Source organism: Acinetobacter sp. MF4640, from assembly GCF_002018895.1.
GTDB classification, from domain to species: Bacteria; Pseudomonadota; Gammaproteobacteria; order Pseudomonadales; family Moraxellaceae; genus Acinetobacter; species Acinetobacter johnsonii.
In genome coordinates this window covers 1-16,466 of the sequence record NZ_MVOM01000030.1, presented here as the reverse complement: position 1 = coordinate 16,466, position 16,466 = coordinate 1, and the positions used below count along the sequence as shown (strand labels likewise).

15 protein-coding genes, 1 tRNA gene and 3 pseudogenes are annotated in these 16,466 nt (G+C 41.5%); 8 read left to right on the top strand and 11 right to left on the bottom strand.

Translation table 11 applies throughout. From position 1 onward, the window contains the following. Window positions 1-6: 6 nt before the first annotated feature. From queF to MF4640_RS11140, 3 genes are read right to left on the bottom strand one after another with little or no spacing between them, the layout of a single operon-like run. Complete coding sequence (queF, locus tag MF4640_RS11150; protein WP_078389603.1) at window positions 7-819, bottom strand: NADPH-dependent 7-cyano-7-deazaguanine reductase QueF; 813 nt, start codon at window positions 817-819, stop codon at window positions 7-9. After that, on the bottom strand, window positions 819-1,592 hold the full coding sequence (locus tag MF4640_RS11145) for an ABC transporter permease (RefSeq protein WP_004695847.1): 774 nt from the start codon (window positions 1,590-1,592) through the stop codon (window positions 819-821). The genes queF and MF4640_RS11145 overlap by 1 nt, the downstream gene beginning before the upstream one ends. Further along, window positions 1,589-2,524, bottom strand: a complete 936-nt coding sequence (locus tag MF4640_RS11140; RefSeq protein ID WP_004695849.1) for an ABC transporter ATP-binding protein — start codon at window positions 2,522-2,524, stop codon at window positions 1,589-1,591. Before MF4640_RS11140 ends, MF4640_RS11145 begins: the two co-directional genes overlap by 4 nt. A gap of 178 nt (window positions 2,525-2,702) precedes the next feature. Between MF4640_RS11140 and MF4640_RS11135 the strand changes: the two genes are divergently transcribed. Together MF4640_RS11135 and MF4640_RS11130 are read left to right on the top strand one after the other, a co-directional pair. Further along, window positions 2,703-2,778, top strand: a tRNA-Arg gene (locus tag MF4640_RS11135). A gap of 661 nt (window positions 2,779-3,439) precedes the next feature. Further along, entirely contained in the window at window positions 3,440-4,420 is a 981-nt protein-coding gene (locus tag MF4640_RS11130; RefSeq protein ID WP_078389602.1) for a tyrosine-protein phosphatase, read from the top strand. Between the two features lie 159 nt (window positions 4,421-4,579). On the opposite strand, the pseudogene MF4640_RS11125 reads toward MF4640_RS11130, so the two are convergent. The 6 genes and pseudogenes from MF4640_RS11125 to moaA all read right to left on the bottom strand — a co-directional run bounded on the left by MF4640_RS11125 (window position 4,580) and on the right by moaA (window position 9,526). After that, window positions 4,580-5,047, bottom strand: a pseudogene (locus MF4640_RS11125) (molybdenum cofactor biosynthesis protein MoaE). A 1-nt stretch (window position 5,048) separates the two neighbouring features. Beyond that, window positions 5,049-5,300 carry a MoaD/ThiS family protein gene (locus MF4640_RS11120; RefSeq protein WP_078389601.1) on the bottom strand — a complete coding sequence of 84 codons (252 nt, stop codon included), beginning with the start codon at window positions 5,298-5,300 and terminating at the stop codon, window positions 5,049-5,051. A gap of 195 nt (window positions 5,301-5,495) precedes the next feature. Continuing rightward, on the bottom strand, window positions 5,496-6,101 hold the full coding sequence (locus tag MF4640_RS11115; RefSeq protein WP_078389600.1) for an NTP transferase domain-containing protein: 606 nt from the start codon (window positions 6,099-6,101) through the stop codon (window positions 5,496-5,498). Window positions 6,102-6,241: 140 nt separating this feature from the next. Continuing rightward, window positions 6,242-7,459: a molybdopterin molybdotransferase MoeA gene (locus tag MF4640_RS11110; RefSeq protein WP_078389599.1), complete on the bottom strand. Its 1,218-nt coding sequence runs from the start codon at window positions 7,457-7,459 to the stop codon at window positions 6,242-6,244. Next, window positions 7,456-8,379 carry a bifunctional molybdenum cofactor biosynthesis protein MoaC/MoaB gene (gene moaCB, locus MF4640_RS11105; protein WP_004695990.1) on the bottom strand — a complete coding sequence of 308 codons (924 nt, stop codon included), beginning with the start codon at window positions 8,377-8,379 and terminating at the stop codon, window positions 7,456-7,458. The genes MF4640_RS11110 and moaCB overlap by 4 nt, the downstream gene beginning before the upstream one ends. Before the next feature lie 139 nt (window positions 8,380-8,518). Then, complete coding sequence (moaA, locus tag MF4640_RS11100) at window positions 8,519-9,526, bottom strand: GTP 3',8-cyclase MoaA (RefSeq protein WP_078389598.1); 1,008 nt, start codon at window positions 9,524-9,526, stop codon at window positions 8,519-8,521. A 378-nt stretch (window positions 9,527-9,904) separates the two neighbouring features. Between moaA and MF4640_RS11095 the strand changes: the two genes are divergently transcribed. The 6 genes from MF4640_RS11095 (at window position 9,905) to MF4640_RS11070 (ending at window position 15,974) form a co-directional block, all read left to right on the top strand. Beyond that, window positions 9,905-12,313, top strand: coding sequence for an FdhF/YdeP family oxidoreductase (locus MF4640_RS11095; RefSeq protein WP_078389597.1), 2,409 nt, complete (start codon window positions 9,905-9,907; stop codon window positions 12,311-12,313). A gap of 91 nt (window positions 12,314-12,404) precedes the next feature. Continuing rightward, entirely contained in the window at window positions 12,405-13,205 is an 801-nt protein-coding gene (gene fdhD / locus MF4640_RS11090; RefSeq protein WP_078389596.1) for a formate dehydrogenase accessory sulfurtransferase FdhD, read from the top strand. Window positions 13,206-13,289: 84 nt separating this feature from the next. After that, window positions 13,290-13,640 carry a winged helix-turn-helix domain-containing protein gene (locus MF4640_RS11085; protein WP_078389621.1) on the top strand — a complete coding sequence of 117 codons (351 nt, stop codon included), beginning with the start codon at window positions 13,290-13,292 and terminating at the stop codon, window positions 13,638-13,640. Window positions 13,641-13,907: 267 nt separating this feature from the next. Next, on the top strand, window positions 13,908-14,660 hold the full coding sequence (modA, locus tag MF4640_RS11080) for a molybdate ABC transporter substrate-binding protein (protein WP_227518647.1): 753 nt from the start codon (window positions 13,908-13,910) through the stop codon (window positions 14,658-14,660). Beyond that, window positions 14,660-15,352, top strand: coding sequence for a molybdate ABC transporter permease subunit (modB, locus tag MF4640_RS11075; RefSeq protein ID WP_078389594.1), 693 nt, complete (start codon window positions 14,660-14,662; stop codon window positions 15,350-15,352). Before modA ends, modB begins: the two co-directional genes overlap by 1 nt. A 4-nt stretch (window positions 15,353-15,356) precedes the next feature. Further along, window positions 15,357-15,974: an ATP-binding cassette domain-containing protein gene (locus MF4640_RS11070; RefSeq protein ID WP_078389593.1), complete on the top strand. Its 618-nt coding sequence runs from the start codon at window positions 15,357-15,359 to the stop codon at window positions 15,972-15,974. A gap of 78 nt (window positions 15,975-16,052) precedes the next feature. Here the strand turns inward: MF4640_RS11070 and MF4640_RS11065 are convergent. Both MF4640_RS11065 and MF4640_RS19010 read right to left on the bottom strand, forming a co-directional pair. Next, a pseudogene (locus MF4640_RS11065) lies at window positions 16,053-16,283 on the bottom strand (helix-turn-helix transcriptional regulator); the annotation flags it as partial. Between the two features lie 74 nt (window positions 16,284-16,357). Next, window positions 16,358-16,466: pseudogene (locus MF4640_RS19010) on the bottom strand (IS5/IS1182 family transposase); the annotation flags it as partial.

Here is a 16,466-nt window from a genome sequence, read left to right as displayed (position 1 = left end):
TTTATTTTATTGTCGCGCCAATCGAATTGGGCGGGGCATCCATGACACATCTGACACACGACAAGGGTTAATGTCTAAACCACCACGGCGTGTATAAGCTGCGTACACCATCAGCTTTTCAGGTTTCAAATTTTGCCAAATATCGGCAAATATTTGTTCCACACATTGTTCGTGAAAACCGTTGTGCTGACGATAAGAGATAATATAAGCCAGTATACTGTTATAACAAGGCTTTTTACCTTTATATCGGATAAATACCGTGCCCCAATCAGGCTGTCCAGTGACTGGACAGTTACTTCTGAGTAAATGCGAGTAAATCTGTACTTCAACATCTTCCGCAGCGTCATCTAATGCCAATAGATTTGCATTGGGATGATTTTCCAATTGGGTCGGAATCAGTTCATCTATACAAATGCCTTCAGGTTGACTAACTTGCACATCATCGACATGAAAAAGATCAATATTCACATCTGCGCCAGCCGCCGCCGATAAATCCTGTTCAACCGTTGCTTTAAATGCAGCTTTAGACTCAAACTGAGTAAAGTTCATGCTATTAAAGTAAAGTTTTAATGATTTTGACTCAATGAGGTTGGGCGAGGTGGCAGGCAGGCTGATGCGACCAATCGCAACTTGCGGAACACCATGGTGATTTAACCAAGAAATTTCAAAAACATGCCACCAGTCTTTACCTTGTTGAATACCTTCAACATGTGCATAGTGCTCACGTGCTGTAGCACGGGCTATAGGAAAAAGAATATCGGGTTGATAAGTTGTAGGGTAATTGGTGTCTTTACCCAAAAGAGAATGTTCTACACTCATTATTCACGCATTCCTGAACCACGAGAAAGTAAATAGTAAGCAATGCCATAAAGCACTGCACAGCATATGGTCATAACAGACAGGGAGACGACGACGTTAACATCGCTATGACCTAAGATGCCGAAACGAAAAGCATTGACCATATATACAATTGGATTGATCAACGATAAATTTTGCCAAAAAGGGCTGAGTGCTGAAATGGCATAAAATACGCCACCTAAATAAGTTAAAGGCGTCAGCACAAAGGTTGGGATGATGGAGATGTCATCAAAAGATTTCGCATACACCGCATTGATAAAACCACCCAGTGAAAATAAGAACGAGGTGACCAAGACGGTGTAAATCGTAACAAACCAATTGGTAATATAAAGGTCAGTAAAAAATAAACTCATAGCTGTCACAATAATACCGACCAAGACCCCGCGACAGACACCACCTAAGACAAAGCCCCATAAAATGGCATGCAAAGGTACAGGACTCATGATTAGCTCTTCAATACTTTTTTGAAATTTGGCACTAAAAAAGCTCGAAGAAACGTTAGCATAACTGTTGGTAATCACCGCCATCATAATCAGTCCAGGCACGATGAACTGCATATAGCTAAAACCACCCATCTCACCAATACGAGAACCGACCAAATTGCCAAATATCACAAAGTACAAGCTCATGGTAATGGCAGGTGGAAGTAAAGTTTGCGGCCAGATGCGCATAAAGCGGCGAATTTCTTTATACACCAAAGTATATAAAGCTACGCTAAGTTGATTTAAGTTCATGGCGTAGTTCCTTCGAGATTTTTTTCGACCATCTTCACAAACAGTTCTTCTAAACGGTTGGATTTGTTCCGCATACTACGAACTTGGATCCCTTGCGATTCGAGCAATTGAAATAAGTCATTGAGGGTATGCGCTCTATCCATAGTCACCTCTAAAGTCACGGCGTCGACTAAATGGAAACGAACCCCAATAATGTCGATATGAATTGGTTCAATCGGTGCGGCCAAATCAAAAATAAAGGTTTCCTCATTGAGTTGATTGAGGAAATTTTTCATGCTGGTGTCTTCTTTAATGACACCACGGTCAATAATGGCAATTCGACGACACAGCATTTCTGCTTCTTCTAAATAGTGTGTGGTTAAAATGATCGATGTGCCTTTATTGTTCATTTCTGTGAGGAAGTCCCACATCGAACGACGTAGCTCAATATCAACCCCTGCTGTGGGTTCATCTAAAATAAGGAGTTTCGGTTCATGCATCATGGCACGGGCAATCATCAGGCGACGTTTCATACCACCTGAAAGCATACGGGCTTGAACACCGCGTTTTTCCCATAAGCCGAGTTTTTCTAAATATTCTTCGGCACGAACTTCCGCAATTTTTTTAGGAATACCATAATAGCCCGCTTGTGTGACTAAGATATCGAAGGTTTTTTCAAACTGACCGAAGTTAAACTCTTGAGGTACAACCCCTAAGCACTGTTTGGCTTGAGAGGGGTGTGTATCGAGATTATGTCCAAAAATTTCGACAGTACCTGAGGTTTTCTTGGTCAATGAGCTGATAATACCAATCGTTGTAGATTTGCCTGCACCATTTGGTCCAAGAAGGGCATAGAACTCGCCTTCAGGAACAGTTAAATCGATGCCTTTTAAAGCCTGAAACCCATTTTTATAGGTTTTGGACAAATCTCTTAACGTCAATGCATCAGTCATGAAATTCTCGAATGATTAATAGTGGCACTATTGTGAGCGATTATGCCTAATAAACCAAGTAATCTACTCGCAATTCTGTGTTGCAGATATGGAACATTGTATAAAGCATAAGCAGGAAAATCACTCTAAGCTATATAGATGCTTTACCTTGTGATTTTTTTTGATATGATGTGCTCGCGCGCTCATAGCTCAACTGGATAGAGTACAGGTCTCCGAAGCCTGTGGCGTGGGTTCGAGTCCCGCTGAGCGCACCATTTTTTTTATTTTCCTTTCTGAAGCTATATTAAAAATACAGTTTTAAGCTCTATTTTCATTTCACTCAAAGCTACCTTCGTTATATTTCTTGCAACAATTTAAATGTTTATTGTTGCTCTATGACGACACTAGCTATTTGCAATAAATCTAAGTGTTGTAACTAATCATGGCGACTCTGTTACCGTATATGACGTAAATTGATCGAATTTATATAGAACAAGTAATTGGTTTGAATCAGTTTTTGTACGCTTAAAGCTTAGAAAATTTTATTTTCCAAGGCAAAATATTAAAAATTTAGTGCATGCGTTAGCATATGGAAGCCCGTGTATTTTTAGATATGGGCAAAATTTTAGTATCGATTGATGCAATTACATGAACTGATAAGACAATGTGCTTAGTACTGGTCTAGCTATAACAAATCGTGTTCGGCGCAGCATTTGATTATCATAAAAAATGACAAAATGATTAAAGTATTCCATCCAGTCACTTACGCGGGTTGATGTGTATTAAATTGTGATTTATGTCACTAATGTGATTTTATTTTGAGATAAATACTATAAAAATTAATATATTGGCTTATGTTTTATTCTTGATTATTCATGTAAATGTAATGTGCTCTAACAATAATACGACTTCCGTAAATCAGATGTGTAAAAGACCATGGACGTCAGTACTAAACAAAGCCTTTTAGTTTCTTGTCTTAAAAAAAGTTTATTTATCCCATTACTTGTAGGAACGCTTATCCTTACAGGATGTGGTGAGGAAAGTCGTTATTCAAACTCATCAAACAATGCTAATAACACCGTCGTTGATAATCCGGCAAATACTACGGATGATCCGAGTTTATATTTGGCAGATACACCTACAATTGAAACAGCAGACAACTTTCGTGATATTGCAGGAAATAGCATTTCAAGCAATTATGTTAACGCTGATGGTTTGAAATTAAGACGAGGCGTGATTTATCGATCGAACTATTTGCCATTAAATGAAACAGACTTAGAAACCTTTAAAACATTGGAAATTAAGACCGTCTATGATCTGAGAACCAATTCTGAAAGAGAAAAAAGCCCAGATATTTTAAGTCCCGATACTAATATTATGATGGTAAATATTGCTGGTTCAAAAGAGAGTGATCTACCGAAAGGAATTGCTACAGCTGAAGATATGATCAATTTTTTTAATAGCTCAATGGCGAATATGGCTGCGCATGATAAAGGCACTCAATTACGTTTCGGAGTAGTGATTAATAGTTTAATTTATACAGATGGTGTTCAGCTTTATCATTGCACAGCAGGCAAGGATCGTACGGGATGGGTTACCGCTGTGATTCAGTTATTGGTCGGTATGAAGTATGACGATGTCTTACAAGATTATCTTTTAACAAATGCGTATACCGCAGACCGTGTCAATGCGACGTATCAATATATGGTCAACACCCAAGGTGAAGCAGCCGCTAATATATATCGACCAGTTCTTGATGTGCGTGAAGAATTCTTTAAAGCACAATTCGATGAAGTCATCAAAGTGTATGGCAGTATTGATAAGTATGCGACAGAAGGTTTGGGCTTATCGGATGAAGATATTGAAAAGTTGAAAGAAAAGATGCTCGTCGGCTATAAATCAAAAAGTGCTTCATAATATCAAGCCGTAATAACGCCATCCGAGTTCAAAGCCCAAAGTAGAAGAGGGCTTTGGACTGACTGGGAAAACTAAACTTGAAGATTGCGATAGATGATTTCCCATTATTTTCGTTTAAAGAGTTTCATTGCTTTTTAGCATCAATGGATGCAAGTATTTCTAGTGATGATGGTGTTGTTCATGCTTTTCATCATAGTCTTGGCGAATACAGCAGCCTGCAACATATTGGCTGCTTCCATCGGTATAAAACTCTTCTTTCCAAACTGGCACTTCATGTTTAACACGCTCAACCGCTTCTTCACAGGCCTGAAATGCTTCTCAGCGATGTGGAGCATACGCAATGGCAATAATAGCTTTATCACCAATGTCTAATGTACCAATCCGATGTACAACCCGAACATAGCGAAGCGCATATTTTTCTTGTATCTCTTGTTCAATCGTTCTTATCATCTTTTCGGCAACAGGTGCATAAGATGTATATTTCAGTGCCTGAACCGTGCGTCCTTCATGATGGTTTCGAACCGTACCAATAAAAATACCTGTTCCGCCGCATTCAGGAAATGCTTGAATGCCGTCAAAATCCTCTAAATTGAGAGCAGTATCTTGAATACGAGCAAACTCTAACATCTTAGCCTCCGGCAACGGGTGAAAGTAATACCAAGGTGCTATCTTGTACTAATCGACTTTGACGCGCCACAATATCTTCACCAATCGCACAAACACAGCGTTCCAGCAGGTCAGAAGCAGATGGATAACGTATTTTTATTTGATCAAGTACATCAGCAATTAAACTGTTCGGCACACAACTCAGGCTAAGTTCGACAGGAAGATGCTTTTCAATTGCACCATAAGCCTCGATTTTGATATGAATGTCCTGCATGTCGCCTCGGTTAAAACAGATTTAAAAAATAGTTTGCTGACTTCAGTTTATTGAGTACTTATTAATTCACTTTAGCATTATTTAATTTGATCATCAAAATGGGAAAGTCAGTTTGTACAGACAAATAAAACGCCATTTTTCTTATTATTTCGCTATATCTATCTATGACAGTACGGTTTGAATGATATGACTCGACTAAGAGTCTAATGACTTTTGGTAATCGTGCACTTCTTCAAATGAATTGAGGCTGTGGTAAGCCAAATGCGCATTTTGAATATCTACTGTTTGTGGCGACAGATCGTTGAAACAGTGTTTTAAGCTGAATTGTTGTTGGTGTAAATGGTTATTCAAGGTTTCTAGACTATTGCGTTTTAACAAACAAAAAGGGTAGAGCGCTTGTCCATTGATATTCAGGTAGACAACAGAAGAGTGCGGATGTTGTTCTAATGTGTGATGGAGGCGCGGCAATATATCTTGTGGAATATTGGTAATATCACACGGGATAAATAAAATATAATCAGCCTGCACATATGACCATGCCGTTTGAATACCGATTAAAGGCCTTAAAAAACCGGCATTATTATCTTTGAAACAGCGAATATCAGGAATCAACTCACTATATTGCGCATAATCGCGATGACTATTGATCCATATGTCCTGAACTTTTCCATCAAAAGCTGAATATATTTTTAACAACTGGACTTCATGGTCAAATCTTTGCAAAAGCTTATTGACCCCATTCATTCGTGTGGCTTTACCACCCGCTAAAATCACCAGTGCTGTTGCTGGGTAGTTTTGCATGATTTTGACCTAACATCCGTGTGTAGGGATATCAATAATAACCGTTCAATATTGAGATGTACGGTCTAGGACAAAGCTGTTCATGCCTTAGATCGTGTGCAAAAAAGCACTTGGTTTGTATCACTATCCAATCTATGTTGTTAGATGGAGATGAAATCGACATAGTCCAATGTTATAGGGGCATCAGATCGAGCAGGGATTCGAACAATACTATTGGCTCGATTTAAATTACTGAGCATGTGGGATTGTTGTTTGCCGAGTTTGGAAACGGTTAATTGTCCAAACTCGTTGACATCTAATACCATGCGAACCAGTTGCTCACGGCTGTCTTGTTTAATACTGTCGTTGAAACGAGCTTTTTTCCAAGCGGGTGCGGGAGACGTAACTCCCTGTAAAGCCGCCAATAGTGTCGATACATGTACAGCAAGACAGGTGAGTACAGCAGCAGGGTTCCCAGGCAAGCCAATCAAATAAGAATGATGATAGTCTGTCTGATATTCAGCAAAATACAATGGTTTACCCGGTTTTTGCGCAACTTGCCAGAAAATCTCTTTTGCACCTAAAGCCATTGAAACAGGTCGAATCAAGTCATAATCGCCAACCGAAACACCGCCTGTGGTAATGACCACGTCATAATGATTCATGGCATTCGAGAGTGCTTGTGTGAGTATCTTCTCATCATCAATCACATGCTCTAAATGGACTTCAGAAAAACCGTGTTCTTTGAGCCAAGTGAGGATCATTGGCGCATTGGCATCGAACACTTTAGATTGATTGTCCAGTTGCGTACTGACTTCATCACCGGTAATAAGCACTGCAATTTTAGGTTGGCGATAAACCTCGACATGCTGAACACCCGCCATACTGAGTGCCGCAATTAAACCGCTGCCTAAACGCAGGCCTTGCTGTGCAAGTGTTGTCCCGATGGATAACTCCTCACCTTGATAACGAATGTCTGCGCCTTTGTCCAAAGCTTGAGTTAGAGTCGCTTGTTTATGGCCACGCGTGATAATTTCCTGTCGAGCCACAGTATCTGCTGAGTTTGGCAGCTTGCCCCCAGTAAAAATACGAACAGTTTGACCTGCTTGAATCTCAATATGTTCTTCAATACCCGCACGAATTTCACCAACCAATTCAAAGCTGGTAATTCCAGCTTGCAAGTCTTCAGAGCGCAGCGCATAGCCATCAACTGCACTTTGGGTAAATAGAGGCAAGGCAACTGTTGATGCAACATCTGCCGCTAAAACATGTCTATGCGCCTGTACTAAAGGCAAAGTAACGACAGGCAATGTTTGGACGGCGCTATAGTGTTCAAGAGCTTGATCGAGTGTAATTAAACCAACGCCAGAGCAACTCATTCATAACCTCCTGGGTGAGGTAGATCACGGCAGACATCAAAAATATGAACCAAAGCAGGTAAAATGGCTGCCATAGATTCACTTGCACCACCACGGCTGCCCGGAAGGGTAATCACCAATGAACGGTCGATAAAACCTGCAACGCCACGTGACATCGCAGCATAAGGGGTACGTTTTTGTCCGAAAGCACGTGCGGCTTCCATCAGGCCATTGAGCTCACGTTCAAGTAAAGGCTCAAGTGTGTCTACTGTAATGTCACGTTTGCCGATGCCTGTTCCGCCTACAGTAATAATGCAAGCATAAGATTGAGTGAGCTCTAAGACCAATGCTTTTAACTGATCGGCTTCGTCAGGTAAAATTTGATAATGAATTGGATCAAAACCAGCTTCGGTTAAGGTCTCGACGACGGAGCGGCCAGCAGTATCTGGTTTACGACCTGCGGCAACGGTATCTGATAGAACCAATACTGCCGCAGAAACAGGCTGACGCAAATGACGTTTAAAGTGTGATTTTCCGCCTTTTTTCAGATCGAGTTTACATTGCTGAATGATCAGCTCATGCGGTTCGCAATGGGGTTTGAGCATGTCGTAAATGGTGAGAGCCGCAATACTGGCAGCGGTCAACGCTTCCATTTCTACACCTGTTGGCCCAATCGTTTCAACGGTTGCACGAATAATCACACGGTCGACAAGCAGTTCAAAATCGACATCGGCACGATAAATAGGTAGCGGATGGCACAGCGGAATCAGTTCATCGGTACGTTTTGCGGCTAAAATCCCAGCAATGCGGGCTGTTTTGAGAGCATCACCTTTTTCGGTATTGCCGTCGGCAAGAAGTTGTAAACAATGTGCAGGGGCAAGCAGTTCGGAGCTTGCAGTTGCAACGCGATAGCTTTCTGGCTTCATGCCAACGTTTTTCATAAAGTATTCCGAAACATTGAAGTGTTGATCTAAAGTGAAACTGTTCGATCAAGAGAAAAAGTTTATGACGTATTTAGATAACACAAAAATAAAAGCGGATACAGTCGAATGACTGACAAACTCAAAATTAACCAGTTGATTAACCCCCTATGGCATGCATACTGATTTTGCGCGTTGGGGCATGTTGATGTTCAATAAACCCTGCTTTTTTATGCCACACAGCATTGAGAATCTGAGCTTGTAATAAAGCGGAATCTTTTGGTTGAAGTAAATGACGCAGCGGTGTTCCCCTATTGGCAAATAAACAGGTAAATAGCTCTCCCGTTGCAGTGATACGTAAACGGTCACAGCTTTGACAGAAGGGTTTGCTGATGGTGGAAATAATGCCTAATGTGTATTGATCATTAAGCAGATAAATGGTTGCAGGGTCATGTTGTCTGGCTTGTTTCTGAATCTGAAAATGGGGTTCAAGTATTTGGATAATGTCATCTTCAGTGATAACTTTTTCTGCCTGCCAGTGTTCAGGTTGATCTAAAGGCATATATTCAATAAAACGTAATGCGATCTTCTGCTGATAAGCCCATTGGGTCAGTTCAAGCACTTCATGATCATTTTGTCCTGCGACTAAAATACAGTTTAATTTTATCGGGAGATTGGCTTGCTGTGCTGCCGCAATGCCTTCGAGAACAGGTGCTATCGGACGTTTGGTCATGTTCATAAACGTGTCTGCATGAATGCTATCGAGGCTGATATTGAGATCATCTAGTCCTGCTTCTTTTAGCGCTCGTGCATACTTGTTTAAATAGGAAGCATTGCTGGTCATGGAAATACGTTCTAAGCCCTGTGCCTTGAGTCGATTCAAAGCATAAATAAAATTGACTACGCCTTGACGCATCAAAGGCTCGCCACCTGTTAAGCGGATGTACCGAATGCCTAAACTGACCATCATTTCACAAAATGTTAAAAGCTCTTCAAAGCTTAATATGTCTTTTTTGGCTAACCATTCAGGCATATCGGGCATGCAATAACTACAACGAAAGTTACAACGATCTGTCAGTGAGATTCGGAGTTTATGTTTATGACGGCCAAATTGATCGATCAGTTGCGCTGACCTATGTTCTAAGGGTGTAGTCGTCGAACCGTCCATAGTCGCTCCACTTCGTATTTACATACGATTTAGTTTTTATAAACAAGAGTATGAAATGTTTTATTTCAAAGATCAAACAGAGTCTTAAAGTCGCTTAGTTCGTTCATTTTCAAAAATGAGAGGGTGTGTTGCCCGAACATGATCCATCAAATCATTGTCTTTTGTAATAATTCATCTATTGAAATTGCATGCCAAAAGGGTGATATTTTTGATCAGAAGTGTTTTTGGAATTGTGCCAAGAAACGCAGGCATGATGAATAAGAAAAGAGCAATAAAAAAGGGTTGAGCAATCCAAATCGCTTGCAAGTATGAGCAAAGCGAACAGTGAATTGATCATTGCAGAACTTTTTACCGAAGATAAATATTGAGGGCGGTGAGATGGAAAACACTGAAGATAAAAAGCATGATGAAGAAACCAGCTATGCACGAATAGAACCTTATACCAATCCTGCGGGTGGATGGGGCGCGTTGTTAAGTGTTGCAAGAAACTTAAAGAGACAGGAAGTTTTCAAAAAAGGTGCGATTACGCTTCTCAATATTAACCAACCCACAGGTTTCGACTGTCCGGGTTGTGCATGGCCTGAAAAAAAAGATGCACATGCCTTTAACTTTTGTGAAAACGGTGCGAAAGCCGTTGCCTTTGAAGCCACTTCAAAACGTGTTACGCCTGAGTTTTTTGCAACCCATACAGTCAGTTGGCTGTCTGAGCAAAGTGATTTCTTGCTTGAAGATTCAGGTCGTCTAACTGATCCAATGCGTTATGACAGCGCGACCGATAAATATGTGCCCATCTCGTGGGATGATGCTTTTGCCTTAATTGCAAAACATTTACATGCCTTGGATCATCCAGATCAAGCTGCATTTTATACTTCTGGTCGTGCAAGTAATGAAGCGGCATTTCTATATCAACTCTTTGTCCGTGCTTATGGTACCAATAATTTCCCAGACTGTTCCAATATGTGCCATGAGACCACCAGTGTTGGCTTACGTGACTCAATTGGTTTGGGTAAGGGAACGGTAACTTTAGAAGATTTTGATATCGCAGATGCGATTTTCAGTTTTGGGCATAATCCAGGCACCAACCATCCGCGGATGCTGGGGACTTTACGTGAAGTATCGCGCCGTGGTGGCAATATCGTTGCCATTAATCCACTCAAAGAGCGAGGATTAGAACGTTTTCAAGATCCGCAAGCAGCTGTTGAGATGATGACCAATGGCAGTACACCCATTAGTCGTTATTATTTCCAACCCAACGTGGGCGGTGACTATGCGCTCATGTTTGGGATGCTGAAACATTTACGTGAATGGGACATTCAAGCACTGGCAGCTGGGAAAAAGAGCGTTTTTGACCGATCTTTTATCGAAATGAATACAGTCGGTTTCGATGCCATGATGGAAGAAATAGATCGTACTGCATGGTCAGATATTCATACACATACGGGACTTAGCCCTGAGCATTTAGAATCTTTAGCTAAAATGTATTTGGATGCCAAAACGGCCATTTTCTGTTGGGGCATGGGGATTACACAGCATCGGCACGGGACTGCAAATGTACATATGCTCGCGAACTTAATGTTGGCAAGAGGGCATATTGGTCGTCCAGGGGCAGGTTTAGCTCCGATTCGTGGGCACAGTAATGTGCAGGGCGATCGAACCATGGGGATCAATGAACGACCAAGCCCAAAATTGCTGGATAGTCTGGACCGAGTATTCGGCATTCAGTCGCCACGTGAACATGGTTTTGGCGTGGTGGATACCATTCAGGCGATGTATGAAGGTGGTGTAAAAGTTTTTATTGGTTTAGGTGGTAACTTTGCTGTTGCCACTCCAGATACACCTTATACACAAGAAGGCTTACGTCGTTGTGATTTGACAGTACAGATTGCAACGAAGTTGAATCGTAGCCATTTAGTTTGTGGTAAAGAGGCATTACTTTTACCCTGTTTGGGGCGTACCGAAATTGATATGCAACAGCATGGGCCGCAGGCAGTGAGTGTTGAAGATTCCATGAGTAATGTGCATCTTTCAGCAGGGCGTAATGAGCCTGCTTCTAAGAATCTACTTTCAGAGCCTGACATTGTGGCGCGTATGGCGGTAGCCGTCTTACCAGACAGTGATATCAAGTGGAAATGGTATGTAGAAAGTTATGACCGTATTCGAGATTCGATTGAAGAGGTCTTTGATGAATTCCATGATTTTAATGCACGCGTCTATCAGCCGGGTGGCTTTCACTTAGAGCATCCAGCCAATCAGCATGTGTGGAATACGCCTGTAGGCAAGGCACAGTTTTTAATTACGCCGTTGGCTGAAGTGTATGCCGATAAAGAGAATAAATACGCTGAACAATATACAGGGGCCAAAGTCTATACCCTAATGACCACGCGCTCTCATGACCAATACAATACAACCTTGTATGGACTCGATGACCGTTATCGTGGTGTATTTGGTCAGCGCCGTGTTTTGTTTATGAATGCAGGAGATATCGCTGCGGCTGACTTTGTTGAAGATCAATGGGTGGATATCGAAAGTATCTATTCGGATGGTGTTAAACGTGTGGTTCAAAGCTTCCGTATCGTACCGTATAACATTCCACGGGGTAGCCTCGCAGCCTATTATCCGGAGAACAATCCATTGGTTGCACTTAGTAGCCATGATAAATACGCCAAAATACCAGCTTCGAAAAGCGTGCCTGTGATTTTGCATGCAGGACAAGCGCCTGAACATTTCAACTTGGCACAAGCGGTTGATCCTGAAGATGCCAATCAGATCGTGAATCGAGCAGGCTAGGTGATTCAATACTGAAATGGCACCTGATTTAGAGGTGTCATTTTTTTCATGATTGAAGGGTTTAGTGTTTAGGGAAGATTGGAAAATTATTATGGATATTCGAGCGTCTAAGTTGAGTTCTCTGGGGTATGAAGCTGTTGATATTCAGCGTTTAAGTGAAAATAGAGCTGTTGAACAATCTGATTTTGTAGTGCAAGAACACCCTATTGCCTTGGTTTATAATGGGATTTCCCATGCGGTAATGATGGCGACGCCAGCAGATATTGAAGTCTTTGCCAAAGGTTTTAGCTTGTCTGAAGGTATTTTGACGAGTTTGAAAGAGCTTTACTCTTTAGACATATACGAAACGGAATTTGGGATCCAAGTCGAAATGACGATTTCTACTCGGGCCTTTATGGCGCTCAAACAACATCGACGGATGATGGTTGGACGCACGGGTTGTGGGCTCTGTGGAATTGAAAGCTTGCAGCAGCTTCATTTGGATTTACCTCAAATTACCACGCAAGTTACTGAGTCATGGTTGGCTCAAATTCCCCAAGCCATTGCTCAACTCAATACCCGACAGAAAATCACCCAAATGACGGGCGGTGCACATGCGGCTGCGTGGGTTGAAGCGGGAGAAATAGTGGCTTTATTTGAGGATGTAGGCCGACACAATGCTTTAGATAAACTATTGGGTTATATTGCAGAACATCATTATGATGTAAATCAAGGTTTTGTAGTGATGACCAGCCGCGCCAGTTATGAGTTGATTCGTAAGTGTGCTCAACTGAATATCGCCTTGCTGGCGTGTATTTCAGCTCCAACCAGTATGGCGATTAATATGGCAAAGCAGTCAGGTTTGACCTTAGCGAGTTTTTGCCGCGGTAATGGTTTTGTTTTATATACTTGATATTCAAAATTTTGCTGTATAAAAAGTAAAAGGTTTTTCTTTAGGTCATCTGCTTTGATGACCAGTCTTTATTTGAGTGAATGTATGCAAGACGTCAAATTAAAATTACAGCTCAGAATACTTCTTAATCAAGACATTGCCTTTGGGCCAGGTAAGGCCGAGTTATTGGAAGAAATTCGCCGTACAGGCTCAATTTCTCAAGCTGCAAAAAGTATGAATATGAGCTACCGCCGTGCATGGCAGTTGGTTGAAACCATGAATCATAGCTTTCAGTCAGGATTGGTCGAAACTCAAAAAGGTGGAACGCATGGGGGTGGGGCAAAACTCACAGACTTGGGCGAAAGTATTTTAAGTCAATTTAGACAGATGGAAATAAAAGCACGCGTTGCGATTGAGCAGGATTTTGAAGAAATAGCTCAACACCTGAAACAATAATCTATTCAGTTCAACTAGATGCTTCTCGTAGTAAGTCATTACATACACGAATAAGCTTCCTCTATTTGATAAAAGCTCTTATCTATTCACTCGATTGCAAGAGCAGTATCAGTCACGTGATTAGGATACAAACACTTTAACTTGAACGATAAATAATCTGTTTCTGGAATTGACGTTGCTTGTGTATCCATATATTTTTGAAAACATATCGGTCAATTTATAATGCTTAAGGGGAACATGGTGCTGCTTAATTTTAAGAATAAGTGCATGCGATATGCGATGTTGTGTTGTGGTTTGGCTCTTGGGGCACAGGTACATGCAGAGCAAGCTATTACCGTTTATGCAGCGGCTAGCTTGACCAATGCTATAGCAGATGTCGATGCAATGTTTGAACAACAAAAAAGAGTACGCGTGAAAACCTCCTATGCAGGTTCATCGACTTTGGCCAAGCAAATTGAAGCGGGTGCACCTGCGGATGTTTTTATTTCGGCAGATGAACAATGGATGAATTATCTGCAAAATAAAAAGTTAATTGTGCCGAATAAACGTGTGAATTTATTGGGCAATCGTCTTGTTCTGATTTCGCCCAAAGCTAAGCCCGTCAAAATAAAAATGGATAAAAGTTTTGATCCTTCTACCGCTTTTCAAGGCAAGCTTTGTACAGGCGACACCAAAAGTGTCCCAGTCGGAAAATATGGGAAACAGGCACTGACCGCATTGGGGTGGTGGTCAAAACTTGAACCAAGATTGGTTGAAACTGAAGATGTCAGAGCTGCGCTCAACTTTGTAGCACGTGGTGAATGTCAGCTTGGCATTGTCTATGCAACCGACGCTGCTATCAGTAAAGATGTAACCGTCGTTGATGTTTTCCCTATCAATACCCATACCCCGATTGTTTATCCCTTAGCTCTTGTCAAAAATAATCCCGATGCGCTAACTTTTTATCAGTTTGTACAAAGTAAACAAGCACATGCAGTCTTTAAAAAATATGGCTTTACCGTTTTATCTGCTGCTAAGTGATGATGTTTTCTTTATCGGCTGAAGAAATAGAGGTACTCAAGTTATCCTGCCAAGTGGCTGCAACCTGTTTGGCCTTTAGTCTGATCCCTGCATTGGCAGTGGGTTGGGTTTTGGCACGTAAAGATTTTTTTGGCAAATCCTTATTTGAAACCTTTATTTTCCTGCCTCTGGTGCTGCCGCCTGTGGTGCCGGGATATTTGCTGTTACAGGTTTTTGGAGGAAACGGGATACTGGGTAAGTATCTTGAGCCTTTAGGACTCAATTTTGCATTTAATTGGAAAGGCGCAGTTTTGGCCTCAGCCGTGATGGGCTTTCCACTCTTGGTTCAATCGATTCGTTTGGCCATAGAGTTGGTGGATCAACGACTAGAAATGGCGGCGAAAACGCTCGGTGCTTCCTCCTTGGGCACTTTTTTTTATGTCACTTTGCCTTTAGCCAGCAGTGGCATATTGGTGGGGGCTATTTTATGTTTTTGTCGCAGTCTGGGCGAGTTTGGCGCAACCATTACCTTTGTCGGTAACATTGCAGGGGAGACAAGAACCTTGCCCTTGGCCATGCATAGCCTGATGCAGCAACCCGACACTGAACAGGCGGTCTGGCGACTGATTATTCTGTCATTAACTGTGGCATTTTTGGCGTTATGGTTTGCCCAGTGGTTCCATCGCTATCAGAAAAACAAACGAGGACATTAAGACGATGATTGACTGTCATATTCAGTTAAATTTAGGCAAATTTAAACTCGATCAGACATTTTCATCTGAACATCCTGTCGTTGGTTTATTTGGAGCGTCAGGCTCAGGAAAAACCAGTATTTTGCATGCTATTGCAGGACTTAATACTCCAGTCAAGGGCTGGATTAAAATCAATCATCAGACATGGTTCGATGCGAAAAATAAGATCAATTTAAATGTACAGCAACGTCATGTTGGTTTGGTTTTTCAGGATGCACAACTGTTTCCACATATGACGGTGATGCAAAATTTATTGTTTGGCTATAAGCGCATTCGGCCTGAAAGCCGACGTTTTGATCCCGATTATATTATTGAACTGCTTAAACTCGACCATTTACTCAGTCGTATGCCGACGAAGCTTTCAGGTGGTGAAAAGCAGCGAGTTGCATTGGGTCGGGCACTGTTGTATTCGCCAAATTTATTATTATTAGATGAACCCTTGTCTGCGTTAGACGCTGCACATAAACAGGAAATCCTTCCTTTTTTTCAAACCGTCCAACATGAAACCCATATCCCGATGTTGTATGTCAGCCATGATATGGATGAAATTAAGCAGCTGACCGAAACAGTTTGGTTGCTTTAATTAAACACATTTCAACTTCAACTTTTAAAGAGGGAACGAATAAAAACAGAAAAAATGGGCCTCCGTATCAGCTTAGGATCATTCGGTACCATTTTTATAAACAGACGGCGCTTGGCCTGTCCAGCGTTTAAATGCCCGACGAAATTCACGTACTTCACTAAAACCTAAAGCTTGGCTAATGTCCCCAATGGAGAGATTATTTTCAAGCATCTGTTTCGCTTTTCGTTCTAATACGGTTTGTCGAATTTGCTGAAAACTAATACCTTCTAGCAATAAGTAGCGTCGAAGATGACGCTCACTCATTTGTAAATAGTCTGATGCGAGTTGCATAGGCTTTGTTGCACAAAGATTTGAAATGCAAAGCACCCCTAATTGAGCCAAATTTAAGGCGTAACTTGGGTAAGTGGTCGACCTAATTCCGTAAATCTGTTAAGGACTGCTACACGTGCATGGATCTCATTCACTTGGCTATCAAAACTCCTTGCACTGAGT

Excerpts from the sequence above, each read along its gene's own strand:
- MF4640_RS11110 (WP_078389599.1), bottom strand. The coding sequence starts at position 7,459 with ATGAGTTGCTCTGGCGTTGGTTTAATTACACTCGATCAAGCTCTTGAA.
- fdhD (WP_078389596.1), top strand. The coding sequence starts at position 12,405 with ATGGATATTCGAGCGTCTAAGTTGAGTTCTCTGGGGTATGAAGCTGTT.
- MF4640_RS11140 (WP_004695849.1), bottom strand. The coding sequence starts at position 2,524 with ATGACTGATGCATTGACGTTAAGAGATTTGTCCAAAACCTATAAAAAT.
- MF4640_RS11095 (WP_078389597.1), top strand. The coding sequence starts at position 9,905 with ATGGAAAACACTGAAGATAAAAAGCATGATGAAGAAACCAGCTATGCA.
- MF4640_RS11085 (WP_078389621.1), top strand. The coding sequence starts at position 13,290 with ATGCAAGACGTCAAATTAAAATTACAGCTCAGAATACTTCTTAATCAA.
- MF4640_RS11130 (WP_078389602.1), top strand. The coding sequence starts at position 3,440 with ATGGACGTCAGTACTAAACAAAGCCTTTTAGTTTCTTGTCTTAAAAAA.
- MF4640_RS11120 (WP_078389601.1), bottom strand. The coding sequence starts at position 5,300 with ATGCAGGACATTCATATCAAAATCGAGGCTTATGGTGCAATTGAAAAG.
- MF4640_RS11070 (WP_078389593.1), top strand. The coding sequence starts at position 15,357 with ATGATTGACTGTCATATTCAGTTAAATTTAGGCAAATTTAAACTCGAT.
- moaCB (WP_004695990.1), bottom strand. The coding sequence starts at position 8,379 with ATGAAAAACGTTGGCATGAAGCCAGAAAGCTATCGCGTTGCAACTGCA.
- modA (WP_227518647.1), top strand. The coding sequence starts at position 13,908 with ATGCGATATGCGATGTTGTGTTGTGGTTTGGCTCTTGGGGCACAGGTA.
- MF4640_RS11145 (WP_004695847.1), bottom strand. The coding sequence starts at position 1,592 with ATGAACTTAAATCAACTTAGCGTAGCTTTATATACTTTGGTGTATAAA.
- MF4640_RS11115 (WP_078389600.1), bottom strand. The coding sequence starts at position 6,101 with ATGCAAAACTACCCAGCAACAGCACTGGTGATTTTAGCGGGTGGTAAA.
- moaA (WP_078389598.1), bottom strand. The coding sequence starts at position 9,526 with ATGGACGGTTCGACGACTACACCCTTAGAACATAGGTCAGCGCAACTG.
- queF (WP_078389603.1), bottom strand. The coding sequence starts at position 819 with ATGAGTGTAGAACATTCTCTTTTGGGTAAAGACACCAATTACCCTACA.
- modB (WP_078389594.1), top strand. The coding sequence starts at position 14,660 with ATGATGTTTTCTTTATCGGCTGAAGAAATAGAGGTACTCAAGTTATCC.